Annotated in this window: 16 protein-coding genes and 1 rRNA gene; 11 read left to right on the top strand and 6 right to left on the bottom strand. The window is 33.2% G+C overall.

The window, feature by feature from the left end; genetic code table 11:
• Window positions 1-84: 84 nt before the first annotated feature.
• Window positions 85-1104 carry a TQO small subunit DoxD gene (locus tag YWA_RS0105190; protein ID WP_022827440.1) on the bottom strand — a complete coding sequence of 340 codons (1020 nt, stop codon included), beginning with the start codon at window positions 1102-1104 and terminating at the stop codon, window positions 85-87.
• Window positions 1105-1155: 51 nt separating this feature from the next.
• The gene (locus tag YWA_RS0105195) at window positions 1156-1509 is read right to left on the bottom strand and encodes a hypothetical protein (RefSeq protein ID WP_022827441.1); all 354 of its coding nucleotides are present in this window, start codon (window positions 1507-1509) and stop codon (window positions 1156-1158) included.
• Window positions 1510-1787: 278 nt separating this feature from the next.
• Here YWA_RS0105195 and YWA_RS0105200 point away from each other — a divergent pair, with 278 nt between their 5' ends.
• The 6 genes from YWA_RS0105200 (at window position 1788) to YWA_RS0105225 (ending at window position 7081) form a co-directional block, all read left to right on the top strand.
• Entirely contained in the window at window positions 1788-2528 is a 741-nt protein-coding gene (locus YWA_RS0105200) for a hypothetical protein (RefSeq protein ID WP_022827442.1), read from the top strand.
• Between the two features lie 64 nt (window positions 2529-2592).
• The gene (locus YWA_RS15315) at window positions 2593-3627 is read left to right on the top strand and encodes a sensor histidine kinase (RefSeq protein WP_022827443.1); all 1035 of its coding nucleotides are present in this window, start codon (window positions 2593-2595) and stop codon (window positions 3625-3627) included.
• Entirely contained in the window at window positions 3621-4388 is a 768-nt protein-coding gene (locus YWA_RS0105210) for a LytR/AlgR family response regulator transcription factor (RefSeq protein WP_022827444.1), read from the top strand. Before YWA_RS15315 ends, YWA_RS0105210 begins: the two co-directional genes overlap by 7 nt.
• Before the next feature lie 65 nt (window positions 4389-4453).
• Window positions 4454-5293: a helix-turn-helix domain-containing protein gene (locus tag YWA_RS0105215; RefSeq protein ID WP_022827445.1), complete on the top strand. Its 840-nt coding sequence runs from the start codon at window positions 4454-4456 to the stop codon at window positions 5291-5293.
• Between the two features lie 117 nt (window positions 5294-5410).
• Window positions 5411-5809, top strand: a complete 399-nt coding sequence (locus YWA_RS0105220; protein ID WP_022827446.1) for a GlcG/HbpS family heme-binding protein — start codon at window positions 5411-5413, stop codon at window positions 5807-5809.
• Window positions 5810-6088: 279 nt separating this feature from the next.
• Complete coding sequence (locus tag YWA_RS0105225; RefSeq protein ID WP_022827447.1) at window positions 6089-7081, top strand: fumarylacetoacetate hydrolase family protein; 993 nt, start codon at window positions 6089-6091, stop codon at window positions 7079-7081.
• Between the two features lie 47 nt (window positions 7082-7128).
• Here the strand turns inward: YWA_RS0105225 and YWA_RS0105230 are convergent, their stop codons facing one another.
• From YWA_RS0105230 to aroC, 3 genes are all read right to left on the bottom strand, one after another.
• Window positions 7129-8016, bottom strand: coding sequence for a DUF4476 domain-containing protein (locus YWA_RS0105230; protein ID WP_022827448.1), 888 nt, complete (start codon window positions 8014-8016; stop codon window positions 7129-7131).
• Between the two features lie 168 nt (window positions 8017-8184).
• Entirely contained in the window at window positions 8185-9474 is a 1290-nt protein-coding gene (locus tag YWA_RS0105235; RefSeq protein WP_022827449.1) for a dicarboxylate/amino acid:cation symporter, read from the bottom strand.
• On the bottom strand, window positions 9471-10532 hold the full coding sequence (gene aroC / locus YWA_RS0105240; protein ID WP_022827450.1) for a chorismate synthase: 1062 nt from the start codon (window positions 10530-10532) through the stop codon (window positions 9471-9473). The genes YWA_RS0105235 and aroC overlap by 4 nt, the downstream gene beginning before the upstream one ends.
• Window positions 10533-10805: 273 nt before the next feature.
• On the opposite strand from aroC, the gene YWA_RS0105245 reads away from it, so the two are divergent.
• The 5 genes from YWA_RS0105245 (at window position 10806) to YWA_RS15885 (ending at window position 14064) form a co-directional block, all read left to right on the top strand.
• Window positions 10806-11594 (top strand): hypothetical protein, encoded by a 789-nt coding sequence (locus tag YWA_RS0105245; RefSeq protein WP_157505302.1) that lies wholly within the window; start codon window positions 10806-10808, stop codon window positions 11592-11594.
• A gap of 128 nt (window positions 11595-11722) precedes the next feature.
• Window positions 11723-12220 carry a hypothetical protein gene (locus YWA_RS0105250; RefSeq protein WP_022827451.1) on the top strand — a complete coding sequence of 166 codons (498 nt, stop codon included), beginning with the start codon at window positions 11723-11725 and terminating at the stop codon, window positions 12218-12220.
• A gap of 624 nt (window positions 12221-12844) precedes the next feature.
• Window positions 12845-13144: an IS3 family transposase gene (locus YWA_RS0105255; RefSeq protein ID WP_026718604.1), complete on the top strand. Its 300-nt coding sequence runs from the start codon at window positions 12845-12847 to the stop codon at window positions 13142-13144.
• A 125-nt stretch (window positions 13145-13269) separates the two neighbouring features.
• Window positions 13270-13869: a DDE-type integrase/transposase/recombinase gene (locus tag YWA_RS15320; protein ID WP_449528474.1), complete on the top strand. Its 600-nt coding sequence runs from the start codon at window positions 13270-13272 to the stop codon at window positions 13867-13869.
• A 54-nt stretch (window positions 13870-13923) separates the two neighbouring features.
• Window positions 13924-14064, top strand: coding sequence for an IS3 family transposase (locus YWA_RS15885; protein WP_084683002.1), 141 nt, complete (start codon window positions 13924-13926; stop codon window positions 14062-14064).
• Between the two features lie 239 nt (window positions 14065-14303).
• Here YWA_RS15885 and rrf read toward each other — a convergent pair.
• Window positions 14304-14412: ribosomal RNA gene (gene rrf, locus YWA_RS0105265) — 5S ribosomal RNA — on the bottom strand.
• Between the last annotated feature and the right edge of the window lie 75 nt (window positions 14413-14487).

The raw sequence follows: 14487 nt of genomic DNA on the forward strand, positions 1-14487 counted from the left end.
GATTTTAATGAATTAAACTGATTATAAAATCTATTTAATCCTTTGAATCTGTGTCAAAAAAATAATTATGCGGACGATTAGCAATTAATAAACGGATGTTGCAGTCCAAGTGATTCCACTAATATCCGTTAACTTTAAAGTGTATTTTTGTCCTTTTTGCAACTTATTTTCATCAATAGGAAGCGTTACAACCGCTTTTGATCCAAGAGGAATAATCAAACTGTGTACTCCTGCTTTAATTTTGGCAATATATACATTTCTGATTGCATCGGAAGATAATGCTGCTAATTGATCATTATTTAAAGACGTAATTACGTTGTTTTTAGAATCCAATACATCAATTCTAATTAAAAAGGAACCGTAAACATCTGCTCCTTCCACTCTGTACAATTGAAAATTCATTTCCGATTGATTGATGGTAAAGCCACTAATTTCAACTTTTGGCTTGACCGATTTATTGTGTAACGTCCCAAAAACACCGCCATGAAAATATTGATTGGTATATAAAGTCAATCCAAAGATTAGTACAGCACCTGTCAAAACAATTGGTTTTATGTTTGCAAATTGCAGTTCACCAGAACCCAACCATTTGAACCATGTTGTTGTCGTGAATTTAGATGCTTTCTTCATAAAATAATAATCTAGCGAATAGTAACTACTTCCGCTAAAGAACAAAGTAAATCCACTAGCGATTCCTAAAACGCCAATTTGCCATTCGTCTAAACAAGTGGTTCCTATCCATCCAGATCCCAGTAAAATTCCCATTGCAAGCATAAAAACACCGATGCTCATCAATCGTGTAAAGAATCCAAGAATCAAAAGTAGTCCTACAATTCCTTCAATGATGGTGAATGCTACCATGGAATACCAAAGATGGTCTGGGTTTGTAACTAAGAATTCAATCATCGGTTTTATACCTAAAGCGTTCGGTAGAAAGTGATTGAATTTCTCGCCAATGTAACCTGCTTGTTCTGGATCTAATTTATTTTCTAATACTAACCGACGCCAAAAAGCGGAAAAGTAGGTCCAACCAATTACTAAACGGATGGATAAAGTGAAAAGTCCCGCCCAATTTTGGGTAGGAATAATAGCATTATTTTTCATGTGGAACTATTTTATAAACGTAAAATTTTTAAAGAAGTCGTGATGCGTAAATTACACCACGTCGAATTTAAATTGTTTATAAAGGATGTATTTGGGCGGAAGTTGTAATGAAATGACTTTAGTAAAAAGCATTTCTTTATCAACTTTTTCTTTAATCGAAAAATATCTTCTTACAACAGCAATTTTAGGAGTTGCAATTCCAGCTGATTTTAATCCAATTTCTTTTTGATTTATAAAACAACTACTGTTGCAATTTGAAGGCGCTTTACTCTGGTTTAAAGTTTGTTCATAAGAAATTCCAAAATTTTCAAACAAAGATGCTTTCACTTTACAAGGCGTAAGTGAAAACAATAATGCAATTGCAAAAAGCACTATTCGATTGTTATGAAGTAATTGTCTTTTCATCGAAAGCAAACATAAGTATTAACTTTAATTCTGATCCTTTTTAAAAGTCAAATATTTGTTAAATCAGAATTTAATGGATGATATTTAGCAATCTTTAATGCAATTCCGTCAAAAAAATTTAGTTGAATACCATTTTTAAATTCATTCTGAAATTTGATTTAAACTCAAATTTCATGCATTTATCGGTTTTATTCCTTGGTTGATTGTTTTGCTATTTAATAAAATATCTATTTAAAATAGATTTGTAGCCAATAAGTTTAACCTCAAAATAATATAACATGAACCGAGAACTGATTTTTTTAAGAGCATTTGCCGTTTGCACCGTAATGGGCATGATGGTGTTGACTTTTTCTTCATTCAAGAAAAATGGCAATCAACGATTTACTGAAATTGACGTAGAACGCATTAACATTGTTGAGAAAGATGGAACTGTGAAAATGATGATTACAAATGTGGATCGATTTCCAAATGGATCAACTACAATTAACAATCGACCGACGACCGCGGACCGAAAAAAACGTTCAGGAATGTTGTTTTTTAACGAAGACGGAATGGAATGTGGCGGTTTTATTTACGACGGAACGAAAAATGAAAATGGCCACAGTTCAGGATTGTCTTTAACATACGATCAATACGACGGCGACCAAGTGATGCAATTACTTACGCAAGATTACCAACAAGGCGACAAAAGAATGGTTTCCAGCAGCCTTGCATTTAACGACCGACCAGCGAAGGAATCCCAAATTAAAACTACTGCAATTATGAAGGAGTTGGACGCGCTTCGTAAAACAGATCCAAAGGAAATGCAACGAAGATTTAAAGAATATCAAAAGCAAGAACTTGTAGGTGGTGTTCCTAGAGTATTACTTGGTAAAACACAGAGCCAGAACAATGGACTGTTTTTATTTGACGATCAAGGCAAACCACGAGCGATGTTTTATGTTGATAAAGAGAATAATGCAAAGCTTGATTTTCTAGATGATAAAGGCGCCGTTATTTCTTCTTTTCCACAAAAATAATACAGTCAAAAATAGTCCTATTGAAAAATAGGATTATTTTTGTTCTATACCTAAAGCATTCCAAATGAAGCAGTATTTTCAGAAAATAGGACAACATAAATTATTCATCGCCTTTGTGTTTCTGTTTGCTTATGCACAATCCATCCAGATTCGGGTGTGGGTCCGGAATGAAATTACCTCGTACACGTTTACTCCAGAAGCCGCGATTATTACTTGTGCAAGTAGTGGGTTTCTGTTTTTTATTATTCACTTTTTTATAAAAAAATGGCATTCTACAGACCGATTCAACAGTGGAATTCTTTTCAAAATATTTGGTTTTTCGCTTCTTGTGTATTTAATTGCGGTAAAAAGTTTGGGGTTCATTACTGCTCTAATTTTTAATACGGTGGAGCGTAATTTTAACAAAGAGACGATTTTACAATCTACACTCTCCGATTTAATGAACGGACTGATTTACGGCAGTTTTTTTCTCGCCTATTATTATTATCAGAAAAACAAAGCAAATCAACACCAGTTGACTCTTTCTAACAATGCGCTTTCAGAAAGTAAAATAAGTCAACTGAAACAACAATTGAATCCCCATTTTCTCTTTAATAATCTGAATATTCTGGACCAACTGATTGACGAGGACAAAGAAATTGCATCCCAATTTCTAAATGAATTTGCTGACATTTACCGATATGTTTTAAATGCTTCAGATCAAAAGATCATCTCAATTGATGAGGAGGTTGTATTTGCCGACAAATATTTTAAGTTAATCGCACATAAATACGGTGCAGCTTATCAGTTGGAAATTACCCAAAACAATCATGAAGGCTTTATTGTACCGCTCACCTTGCAATTATTAATTGAAAATGCACTGCAACATAATTTGGGTTCACATGCAAATCCTGTTTTCATTCAGATTACTATTGCAGATGATTTATTCGTTACAAATACATTCCGACCCAAAAGAAATGCAAAAAGTACTTCAGGTCGAGCGTTAAAAAATCTGCAACTTCAGTATAATCTTCTTGGTAAACTTCCTGTTGAAATTCAACAGAATGATGCATTATTTTCCGTCCGAATTCCTTTAATTCCAAAACTAACGCAATGCTAAAAGTACTCCTTATTGAAGACGAATTACCTGCTCGAAAAAAACTGAAACGGTTTATAGAAGAATTGAAAGAGCCAACAGTACTTGTCGGAGAAATTGACACCGTAGAATCGGGAATTGATTTTTTACAAAATAACGATGTGGATGTTATCTTTTCTGATATTGAGCTTCTTGACGGCACCGCTTTTGAAATATACAGCCAAGTTCCTGTCAAATGTCCGATTATTTTCACAACGGCTTACGACCAATTTTGGATGAATGCATTTGACACTAATGGAATTGCATATTTGCTAAAGCCATTTTCAAAAGAACAATTTCAAAATGCATGGAGCAAATTTTTACTCTTACGAACGGCAGTAAGTAGTGAGAGTAATCAATTAGAACATCTAGTTCGGTTAATGGAACAAAAGTTCGAACCAAAATCCTATAAAAGTCGATTTACAATTCATACACACCAAAATATTTACTTTTTACCTACCGTTGACATCAGTTATTTTGAAGCGGTCGAGGGTGTTATCTTTGCAAATGATTTCTTAGGAAAAAAACATCTTTTGCGTGAACCTACATTGAAGGAAATTGAAATAGTACTAAATCCTGTCGAATTTTTCAGAATAAACCGCAGTGAAGTTGTAAACAAACAATATTTAGAAAAAATAGAACGTTATACAAAAAATACGTTGGCATTAAAAATGAAAGGCTATAATACATTTTTAAAAACCAGTCAAAGTGCGACGGCTTCGTTTCGTGATTGGATTGAAGAATAATTTTTTTTGAAGGTTATCCAAATAGTACCAACTTAAATTTTAAAACCTAAAAGATTTGTAAACAGATGCCAATTGAAAATATTCCTGAAATCTATCTTAGTTCAAAGACTGAAAATCCAGACTTATTTGTCTACGATTTTAAAATGACGAACGATGTGGTAAAAAGCAAAGTTAATCTAGGCATGAATATGTTTAGCTTTTTGCAAGTTGGAAAAAAGCAAGTTCATTTTGCCGGAACATCTGTTATTGTCAATAAAGATCAGTCGTTGTTACTTAAAAAAGGAAACTGGCTTTGGACTGAATTACTTGAAAAGGAATCTACTTATTACTGCAAGCTGTTCTTTTTTTCTGAAAAAATACTGCAAGAATTTTTAGAAAAACATTCAAAAAACTGTAAAGTACTAGAAGATGAAGTACCTTATTTTATTATTAGAAATGACAACTACATTACTTCCTATCTGAATTCATTGTACACTATTAGTGAAGCGCCACCTGTTTTTTTAAAGAATTTACTTTCCATAAAATTTGAAGAGTTACTGCTTTATTTAGTACAAAAATATGGCGAAAAGTTTGAATTCTATTTACACTCTTTAGTAGTGAAGGAGACTTCCGATTTTAGAAAAATTGTAGAAAGCAATGTGCATTCTAACCTGAAATTAGGAGAAATCGCATTTCTGTGTAACATGAGTTTGTCCACCTTCAAACGTTATTTTATAAAAGAATATGCCATTTCTCCCGGAAAATGGATTCAAGATAAAAGACTGCAGAAAGCAAAAGAAACTTTAGCATTGGGAATTTTAAAACCCTCCGATATTTACCATGATTTCGGATATACTAATTTGTCTAATTTCAGCATTGCCTTCAAAAATAAGTTCGGTTGTAATCCGACAGAAATTTCAAAATAGAAAAACCGTGCTAAAAAATGACCTTTTATCATAAGCTGTTGAACTTTATTCGTAATATAAAATTCAAAATTGAGCAGTATTTTTGTATTATTATTAATGATACTAAAATAAACAAAGATGAATATTACATTAGCACAAGCAGAAAAATTAATTTCAATAGCAAAGGAAAAAGCAATAGCGATAGACACAAAAATGAATATTGCAATTGTAGATGGAGGAGCAAATCTAGTAGCATTTGTCCGTATGGATGGCGCTTGGTTGGGTTCGCTAGATATTTCAATTAAGAAAGCAAAAACGGCTCGTTTCTTTGATATGAATACAGGAATCGTTGGTGAATTATCTCAGCCTGGAGGTTCTTTGTACAACATTGAACATTCAAATAATGGACTAATCACATTTCCAGGAGGTATTCCAATTAAAAATGCTTCAGGAGAAATTATTGGTGCGATCGGTGTAAGTGGAAGTTCAGTTGAAAACGATCATACAGTTGCGGAAGCAGGAGCTGCAGCACTCTAAAATTTATATTTTTTAGAATTGAAAAGGATAATTACTAGTAGTTATCCTTTTTTTTGCCAACATTTTTCTAATGATTTCCTGTTTTTTAATTACTTACGTTAGAGTTCTTAGGAAAATCGCTCCAACTGAATACCTGTAACTACGTTTTCTTATTCATTGAATTCACAACTCTTCTTTTCGCTCCAAAATTATTTTGGTATCTTTACAATTGTGAAAATAAGTTTCTATTAGTAAATTTATTTGGCACAAAACATAAAAATCATACCATAAATACAGCAAATGAAATTAGCTTCAATTGACAATAAAACACGAGACGGACAATTAGTAGTCGTAAATAAGGAATTGACAAAAGCAGTAAAAGTACTTGATATTGCAAAAACGATGCAAGATGCCATTGATGATTGGGCAGAAATAGCACCCAAATTAAAAACCATTTACGAAGACTTAAATGCAAATAAAGTATCCGATGCATTTGATTTTTCTGCTGTACGAATTTTGGCGCCACTTCCACGAGCATATCATTGGGCAGACGGAAGTGCTTACGTTACCCACGTTGAATTAGTTCGCAAAGCTAGAAATGCAGCATTACCAGAATCATTTTGGACCGATCCATTAATGTACATGGGTGCTTCCGATGCTTTTATTGGTCCGAACGACGATATAGAAATAGAAGACGAAGCTTGGGGAATTGATTTTGAGTCGGAAATAGCCGTTATCACAAACGATGTTCCAGCAGGAACTACGGCAAAGGACGCGTTAAATCACATTAAATTAATTACCATTATTAATGATGTTTCGTTACGGAATCTGATTCCAAATGAATTATCAAAACAATTTGGTTTTTATCAGTCGAAACCGTGGACTTCGTTTGCACCAGTTGTTGTTACACCAGATGAATTAGAAGGCGATTGGAAAGATGGAAAACTTCATTTACCGTTACACTCCATTCTAAACGGAAAACTCATTGGATCGCCAAATGCAGGTATTGACATGGTATTTGACTTTGGACAATTGATTGCACATGCTGCTAAAACACGATCTTTAATGGCAGGAACAGTAATTGGTTCGGGAACAGTTGCGAATCAGGGAAGTCTCAATGGATCCAGTTGTTTAGCAGAAGTACGTTGCTTGGAAATTATAAAAGAGGGTAAAGCTACTACTCCATTTATGAGTTTTGGCGACCGAATTGAAATTGAAATGAAGGATCAGGACGGTAAATCAATTTTTGGGAAAATAAATCAAGTCGTAAAAGCGTATAAAAAACAGTATTAACTACTGCTGAAAAAAATAAAAAAGGGAAGCATTTGCTTCCCTTTCTATTAATAATTTGAAATGAATGTACTTAATTCTCTTTTTGAACTTTCAAAATTGAATGCTTCGTACACTTGGTAGAAATTTTTCTTATCCACACATTTAGAAAACAGTTGTTTCGCTAGTGCGAGTCTATTGTCTTCAAAACTTAACAGTTTTACCAAATCACGAGTTTGTGTCGCAGTAAAATTAGTGTGTTTTCCGATGGAGAAAATCATTTGACTTTTACTGTCGTCAAAATTAGCTTCTCGTTTAATTGTCTTCAAAAGTGTATTAAATTCCTGATTGTTCATTACACTTCCGTAAAATCCTTGATTTCCATAATTAGGATTAAAATCATTCTGTTGATTTCCGTACGGATTATTCCATACATCGTCCCATTCGTTGAATCCGTAGGACTGCTTATTTTGAGGATAATTTCCTAAAAGATACAAACCGTAATCAGAAAAGAAGTCAAGCACCGTTCTCGTATTGTTTCTTAAACTAATTTTGGTTCTATAAATCAGAAAATTATCATCGTAAATTGAAATGGGTACGAGTCCCGCTTTTAAGTCAAAAAATCTAAACTTTCCGGTGGCGTTACTCATCATTTGATCTCCAATTTCTACTGTAAACCGATCATTTTCAGGAATACGCAAAAACACTTCTGAAGTTCCATAATTCGTATTCCAGCGGTACTCATTGTTGTTTATTGGATTTCGACGGCCGTTGTTGTTCCCATTTCTGTTGGTCGTTGGAACCCCATTTTTATCTTTATTTGAATGTCGGGTATTTTGTTGCGTTTTGTTTTCATTGTCTTTGACTTCATTTTTCAGAAGCTCTCCCGCTTTTCCCGCTTCCTGGGCATACATCCCAAGGCATACTACTAAAAGACAAATTGTGTAAAATTTCTTCATGGTACATTAGTTTTTGGTTACTAATGTCGAATATTCTAAAAGTGTGCCAAATTTGTTAATCTACTCCTATATCAATTAAAAAACTATTAAAATTCTGATTCATAGTAGAAAAAAAAAGAATCTTTTTAAAAAACAAAAAATTGACTTTTAAAAAAATTTTGAATTTTACTACAGTATTCTTTCATGGATGTCTTCCGGTTTTCGCAATTTGCCAACGGAATTCCCCACAATAACGGCAACAGCTGAATCACTTGTGACATTCACAACCGTTCGGCACATATCGAGTGGTCGATCGATAGCAAAAATCAACGCTAAACCCGCTTCGGGAATTCCAGCTTGCCCTAAAACAATAACAAGCATTACCATTCCCGCACTTGGCACTGCTGCTGAACCAATAGAAGCTAATGTCGCCGTCACTACAATCATCAATTGTGTCGTTAAATCGAGGTGAATTCCCATTGCTTGAGCGATAAAAACTGCGGCAACAGCTTGGTATAAACTTGTTCCATCCATATTTACCGTTGCACCAAGAGGTAAAACGAAACTTGAAACTTCTTCATCAACTCCTAAATGCTCCGTAACTCGTTCTAAAGTTACAGGTAAAGTAGCTGCACTTGAGCTTGTTGAAAAAGCCAATAATTGGGCTGGAGCGATTGCAGAGAAAAAGCGTCTTGGTCCGACTTTTGCAAAACTGTAAAGTAACGTAGGATAAACGATGTAAGTCATTATTAACAAGCCAAGTAAAACCGTCATGCCGTAAACCAGTAACGCACCAAGCGTTGTAAAATCAGGAATTTCAACCATCAAGGAAGCCATCAATGAAAAAACACCAATTGGAGCACCAAGCATAATGATGTCAATTAATTTCAATATAACTTCATTTAGACCTTTGAAAAAATCAACGACCGGTTTCGAATGTTTTTCTTCTACTAGAATAATTCCAATACCCAAAAGAATGGTAAATAAAATCACTTTTAGCATACTGGCGTTATCAGTAAGCGCTTCAAAGAAATTCTCCGGCACAACATCGACTAAAGGTTGTAAAGGACCTTGATTTTTAGCGGAAGCAGCCAATTCAATTTTAGCATTCGCATCGCCGGTAAAACTTTCCAACAGCGTATCTCTAGAAACTTCATTGATGTAACTTCCTGGTTCGATTACATTTGCCAATACTAAACCAATCGAAACGGCAGTAACTGTTGTGAACAAATAAAGAGCTACTGTTCGACCGCCAAGTTTGGATAGCTTTGAAATATCCTTTAAATCTGCTAAACCAGTAATTAAAGAAACTACAATTAAGGGAACAGCAATCATTTTCAGGAGATTAATAAAAATTGTCCCAAATGGCTTAATCCAATCCGTTACTACTCCTACCAACTCTAAATTCTTCATGGTCAAACCAAAAGCTAAACCGAGAATCATTCCAATTAATATTTTCCAATGTAAAGCTAACTTCATTTTTGTGTTTTGTTTATTAAATAAAAATCTGCTAAAACTAAGGCAGCCATTGCTTCAACAATTGGAACCGCTCTAGGAACAACACAAGGGTCATGACGACCTTTTCCTTGCATTTCTACAAGATTCCCGTCTTTATTTATGGTTTCTTGCTTTTGCATAATGGTAGCCACAGGTTTAAATGCTACCCGAAAATAGATGTCCATTCCGTTTGAAATTCCACCTTGAATACCGCCTGATAAATTTGTTTTGGTAGTGCCATCTGAATTGTACAAATCATTGTGTTCGCTCCCTTTCATTTTCGCTCCGCAGAATCCACTTCCATATTCAAAACCTTTGACAGCATTTATGGATAACATGGCTTTACCTAATTCGGCATGCAGTTTATCAAAAACAGGTTCACCCAAACCGACAGGAACATTTTGCAAAACGCAAGTAATAGTCCCTCCAACGCTGTCGCCTTCTTTCCGAATTTCCTTGATGAAATCTTCCATCTTTTTAGCGGTATTTTCATCGGGGCAACGAACAGCATTGGATTCAATTTTGGAGAAATCCAGATCCTGATAAGGTTTGTCGATAAAAATTTCACCTACAGAAGAAACAAAAGCATTGATTTTTATTTGAGGTAAAATTTGTTTTGCAATCGCACCTGCTACGACACGAGAAACAGTTTCACGTGCTGAACTTCTTCCACCGCCACGATAATCTCGAATTCCGTATTTTTTTTCATACACGTAATCGGCGTGACTTGGTCGATATACGTCTTTAATGTGCGAATAATCGCCTGATTTTTCATTGGTATTTAAAACCGTAAAACCTATTGGCATTCCTGTGGTTTTACCTTCAAAGATTCCTGAAAGAAATTGTACTTCATCATCTTCTTTTCTTTGGGTGACAATGGCTGATTGACCTGGCTTTCGCCGAGTCATTTCGTTTTGAATTGCTTGAAAATCCAATTTGATTCCTGCTGGACAACCATCAATTATTCCGCCTAACGCTTCTCCATGCGATTCTCCAAAAGATATTAATTTAAAAAGAGTTCCAAAGCTATTTCCCGCCATATTAGATACGATTTAGAACAAATGTAAACTTTTACAATAACGTATAAAACGTTTCTGTATTAAAATTTAAAAACATTGAATTGTCACTGATCCCTATATATAGATAGACAAATTAGATAAAATAAAATAGTTAAATTGCATTTTCACTATAATTTTAATACTTGAACAACACTTTTTATACTAAAAACAATTGCTCTATCAATAAAATGTCACGAATTTATAACATAAACATATTTATACTACATTAGCATAAAATTTAAACTCATTTAAATCATGAAAAAACTATACATTATTGCCAGCCTTTTATTCCTCGCACTAGCTTCGTGCTCGAGTAGCGATGGGGATTCTAGTGGACCTGTAAGCCCATTTATACCCTTAAACGCCTCGTCGAGCTGGGTTTATGATGTGAAACTAAATGGTGAACTTATTGGTCGAGATTCGCTTTACGTAAGCGGAGAAAATACTATAAATGGTACCATTTACCAAAAATTAAAAACAAAAGAAGTTCCAAACGGATTTTACACGAATGCGTTAAACAATAACAATATTCGTAAAAGTGGCGATAAATTACTTATTAGTGGAAGTACAGGTTTGGGATTAGCTGAATTTCTCCCAGTAAATATTGAAGTTAATGATTTCATACTTTTTAAAGAAAATAGTATTGCTAATGCACAACTTGATGCTATTTCGGGGACTGCGGAACAAGATTTAGACGGGCTTCCATTAAAAATTGATTATACTTTAAAAACCTTTTTTAAAGAATCATTAGCTACTTTTACTGTTCCTGGAAAAGAAACGTATTCTAATGTAAAAGTGATTAAACTTATTACCAACTTAAAAGTATCCACAGTTTACTTAATACCCGTTGTCAATACACCATTTCCTGTGTCAATACTCAATGCACAAGATGTAATTATATCCCTCCAGTATTATGCTGAAGGTGTAGGAATGATTTATTCGAAAACAGATATTAACTATCAATTAAACGATTTTTCTGAATTTGGAATCGAACTACCGATACCACAACAAGGCTCAAATTCTATAGAGGAATTTCTAGATTAATGAAATTGAAATCCAAGTAAAATTATATATAAAAACTAATGTAATTTTGTAACACAATTTAAAAATAATACAACTTATAATTCATTTTATGAGGGTATATTTGCAAGACAAACATTTATAAAACAATTATGAAAAAATTAATTTTATCAGCAGTAATGCTAGTTGGTTTAGCATTTGCATCGAATGCTCAAGAAATCAGTAAAAACGCTTTGGGTTTACGTTTAGGAGATAATGATGGTTTTGGTGCAGAAATTTCTTACCAAAGAGCTTTAGGAAGCAACAACCGTTTAGAGGTAGATTTAGGAATCAGAAATAATGATCATTATGACTCGTTTAAATTAGTTGGATTATACCAATGGGTTTGGAACATTGACGGAGGATTCAATTGGTATGCTGGTGTTGGTGGTGGTGTAGGAAGTTATAGTATCGACAAAAAACATAATGATAATGATTTTGAAAGTAGTGGTACTTACTTCTTGGCTGCAGGTAACTTAGGTATTGAATATAATTTTGATATTCCATTGATGTTATCTTTAGATATTAGACCAGAATTGTATTTTGGAGATGATTTCAGAGATGATAATTTTGGACCAGATATCGCATTAGGTATTCGTTACCAATTCTAATTGAAAAAAGTAAATTAACTAAGTTTCAGTTATACATATTAAAATCACCTACAAATTATATTTGTAGGTGATTTTTTTTTGAATAAAGTCAATGTTTTACCAAACAAGAATGGCAATTGAAATAATAATCGTGTGAGAACTCAAGTAGTCAATTTATTTTGAGAGCATTTTAAGAACTACGGAATAAAGTTTATATAAAATACGAAATGTAATTTATTTGAGCGTTGAAAATTTTCAGAATTAACCTACTACAAATCATAATTATAAAACAACAACTTAGACCGCTGTAAAAATCTAACGCTAAGAATTTTTAAACTGATTATCGCAATAGTGAACTCGTAGAAAATATTCTAAAAAATAGGATAATTGGAAGAAATATTTAAGTAGATTTTATGCTATTTAAAGATACAATATTCTTAAATATATCGTACGATATATTTTACTTTGAGTAATCAAAGAAATGATTGATAAACAATTATATAATGAATATCAAGAGGTTAGATTCCTCATAATATTAAAAGAGCTATGTATAAAAGATAAAAAATTTTAGCTCTTATAGTAAAAAGTGGATATACTAATTTAGCTAGGAGTTTAAGTTAAGAGAAAAAACCTTAATTTTAACTTATGACAACAGATAGAAAAAAATATGATGCAGCATTTAAGATAAAAGCTGTAGAATTAAGTAATGAACGTTCTAACATTACTGAATTAGCTAGAGAATTAGGTATCCGAGTTAGTATGCTTTATAAATGGCGCAAGGATTACGATAAGTTTGGTTCTAATAGTTTTCCTGGTAATGGAATTATAAAACAGACAGCAGAACAAAAATTAATTAGCGAATTAGAGGCGAGATTAAAAGAAGCTGAATTAGAACGAGATATATTAAAAAAAGCAGTGGGCATTTTTTCCAAGAGCGGTCGATGATATTTGGTTTTATTAAAAATCATGCAAANATATTTCCGATTGAGAAAATGTGTAAAGTTTTAAATGTCAGCCAGAGTGGCTATTACCGGTGGAAAACCGCTACTATTTCTCAGCGACTTCAGAAAATGACTGTTTTAAAAGAAAAAATTACAGCCCTTTATTTTGAATCCAAACAACGCTACGGTAGTCCCCGAATAACAATGGAATTAAATATTTTAAGATATAAAATTTCAAGAATTACAGTTGCAAAATACATGAGAGAACTTGNTTTAAAAAGTAAGTTGAGCAAAAAATTCAAGATTACCACTGATTCTAAACATAATTATTTACTTGTCGAAAATATCAGTGGTAATCTTGAATTTTTTGCTCAACTTACTTTAAAAAGTAAGTTGAGCAAAAAATTCAAGATTACCACTGATTCTAAACATAATTATTTACTTGTCGAAAATGTATTAAATAGACAATTTCTAGTTTCTCAACCCTCAAAAGCATGGGTTTCAGATATTACATATATTCACACGAAAGAAGGNTTTTTGTATTTAACAACTGTAATGGATTTATATGACAGGAAAATCATTGGCTGGAGCTTAAGTGATGGAATGAGTACAAAAGACCCGAGCGATTGCGAACCGGCGAAGCAAACAACTTTAGCATCTTGGAAGATGGCAATTAGGAACAGAACTGTACAAAATGGATTAATTTTTCATTCCGATCGAGGTGTCTAGTATGCTAATAACAAATTTGCAAATGTATTAGACTCATATAAAGTAACTCGAGGTATGAGTAGAACAGGAAATTGTTGGGATAAAGCAGTGGCAGATAGCTTTTTTAAATCTTTAAAAACGGAATTAATCTACGGCGATAAGCTCATCTCAAAAGAACAAATGAGACTTCAAGTTGTTGAATATATTGATCTTTGAAATATATGACAATAAAGGAATTTAACAAACAATCAAATAATTATAAAAATGTCACTTAACTTAAACTCCACTTCTTATTTACATATCCAATTAACGTATATTATTCAACAAACCTTATTATTATTTTCCTTTATATGCATATTTTTCAAAAATATTTTAATTTACAAAATAGTATATACAAAAAAAGCCTCATCTTACGATGAGGCTTTGATTAAGATCCTAATTTTGATCAGGATAAAGAAAGGCGACGACATACTCTCCCACAAATTGCAGTACCATCTGCGCAGGCGGGCTTAACTTCTCTGTTCGGGATGGGAAGAGGTGAGCCCCGCCGCAATAACCACCTTAAGTCGTTTTGCAATGGGTATCTTGATTTATCAAGACAACATTACACAATATCTTAACATACTGAGATAAAGAAAA

This window comes from Flavobacterium antarcticum DSM 19726 (genome assembly GCF_000419685.1).
Lineage (GTDB): Bacteria > Bacteroidota > Bacteroidia > Flavobacteriales > Flavobacteriaceae > Flavobacterium > Flavobacterium antarcticum.

Bases quoted from the DNA above. Each gene is read 5' to 3' on its own strand.
- YWA_RS0105190 (WP_022827440.1), bottom strand. From the start codon at position 1,104: ATGAAAAATAATGCTATTATTCCTACCCAAAATTGGGCGGGACTTTTC.
- YWA_RS0105195 (WP_022827441.1), bottom strand. From the start codon at position 1,509: ATGAAAAGACAATTACTTCATAACAATCGAATAGTGCTTTTTGCAATT.
- YWA_RS0105200 (WP_022827442.1), top strand. From the start codon at position 1,788: ATGAACCGAGAACTGATTTTTTTAAGAGCATTTGCCGTTTGCACCGTA.
- YWA_RS15315 (WP_022827443.1), top strand. From the start codon at position 2,593: ATGAAGCAGTATTTTCAGAAAATAGGACAACATAAATTATTCATCGCC.
- YWA_RS0105210 (WP_022827444.1), top strand. From the start codon at position 3,621: ATGCTAAAAGTACTCCTTATTGAAGACGAATTACCTGCTCGAAAAAAA.
- YWA_RS0105215 (WP_022827445.1), top strand. From the start codon at position 4,454: ATGCCAATTGAAAATATTCCTGAAATCTATCTTAGTTCAAAGACTGAA.
- YWA_RS0105220 (WP_022827446.1), top strand. From the start codon at position 5,411: ATGAATATTACATTAGCACAAGCAGAAAAATTAATTTCAATAGCAAAG.
- YWA_RS0105225 (WP_022827447.1), top strand. From the start codon at position 6,089: ATGAAATTAGCTTCAATTGACAATAAAACACGAGACGGACAATTAGTA.
- YWA_RS0105230 (WP_022827448.1), bottom strand. From the start codon at position 8,016: ATGAAGAAATTTTACACAATTTGTCTTTTAGTAGTATGCCTTGGGATG.
- YWA_RS0105235 (WP_022827449.1), bottom strand. From the start codon at position 9,474: ATGAAGTTAGCTTTACATTGGAAAATATTAATTGGAATGATTCTCGGT.
- aroC (WP_022827450.1), bottom strand. From the start codon at position 10,532: ATGGCGGGAAATAGCTTTGGAACTCTTTTTAAATTAATATCTTTTGGA.
- YWA_RS0105245 (WP_157505302.1), top strand. From the start codon at position 10,806: ATGAAAAAACTATACATTATTGCCAGCCTTTTATTCCTCGCACTAGCT.
- YWA_RS0105250 (WP_022827451.1), top strand. From the start codon at position 11,723: ATGAAAAAATTAATTTTATCAGCAGTAATGCTAGTTGGTTTAGCATTT.
- YWA_RS0105255 (WP_026718604.1), top strand. From the start codon at position 12,845: ATGACAACAGATAGAAAAAAATATGATGCAGCATTTAAGATAAAAGCT.
- YWA_RS15885 (WP_084683002.1), top strand. From the start codon at position 13,924: ATGAGTAGAACAGGAAATTGTTGGGATAAAGCAGTGGCAGATAGCTTT.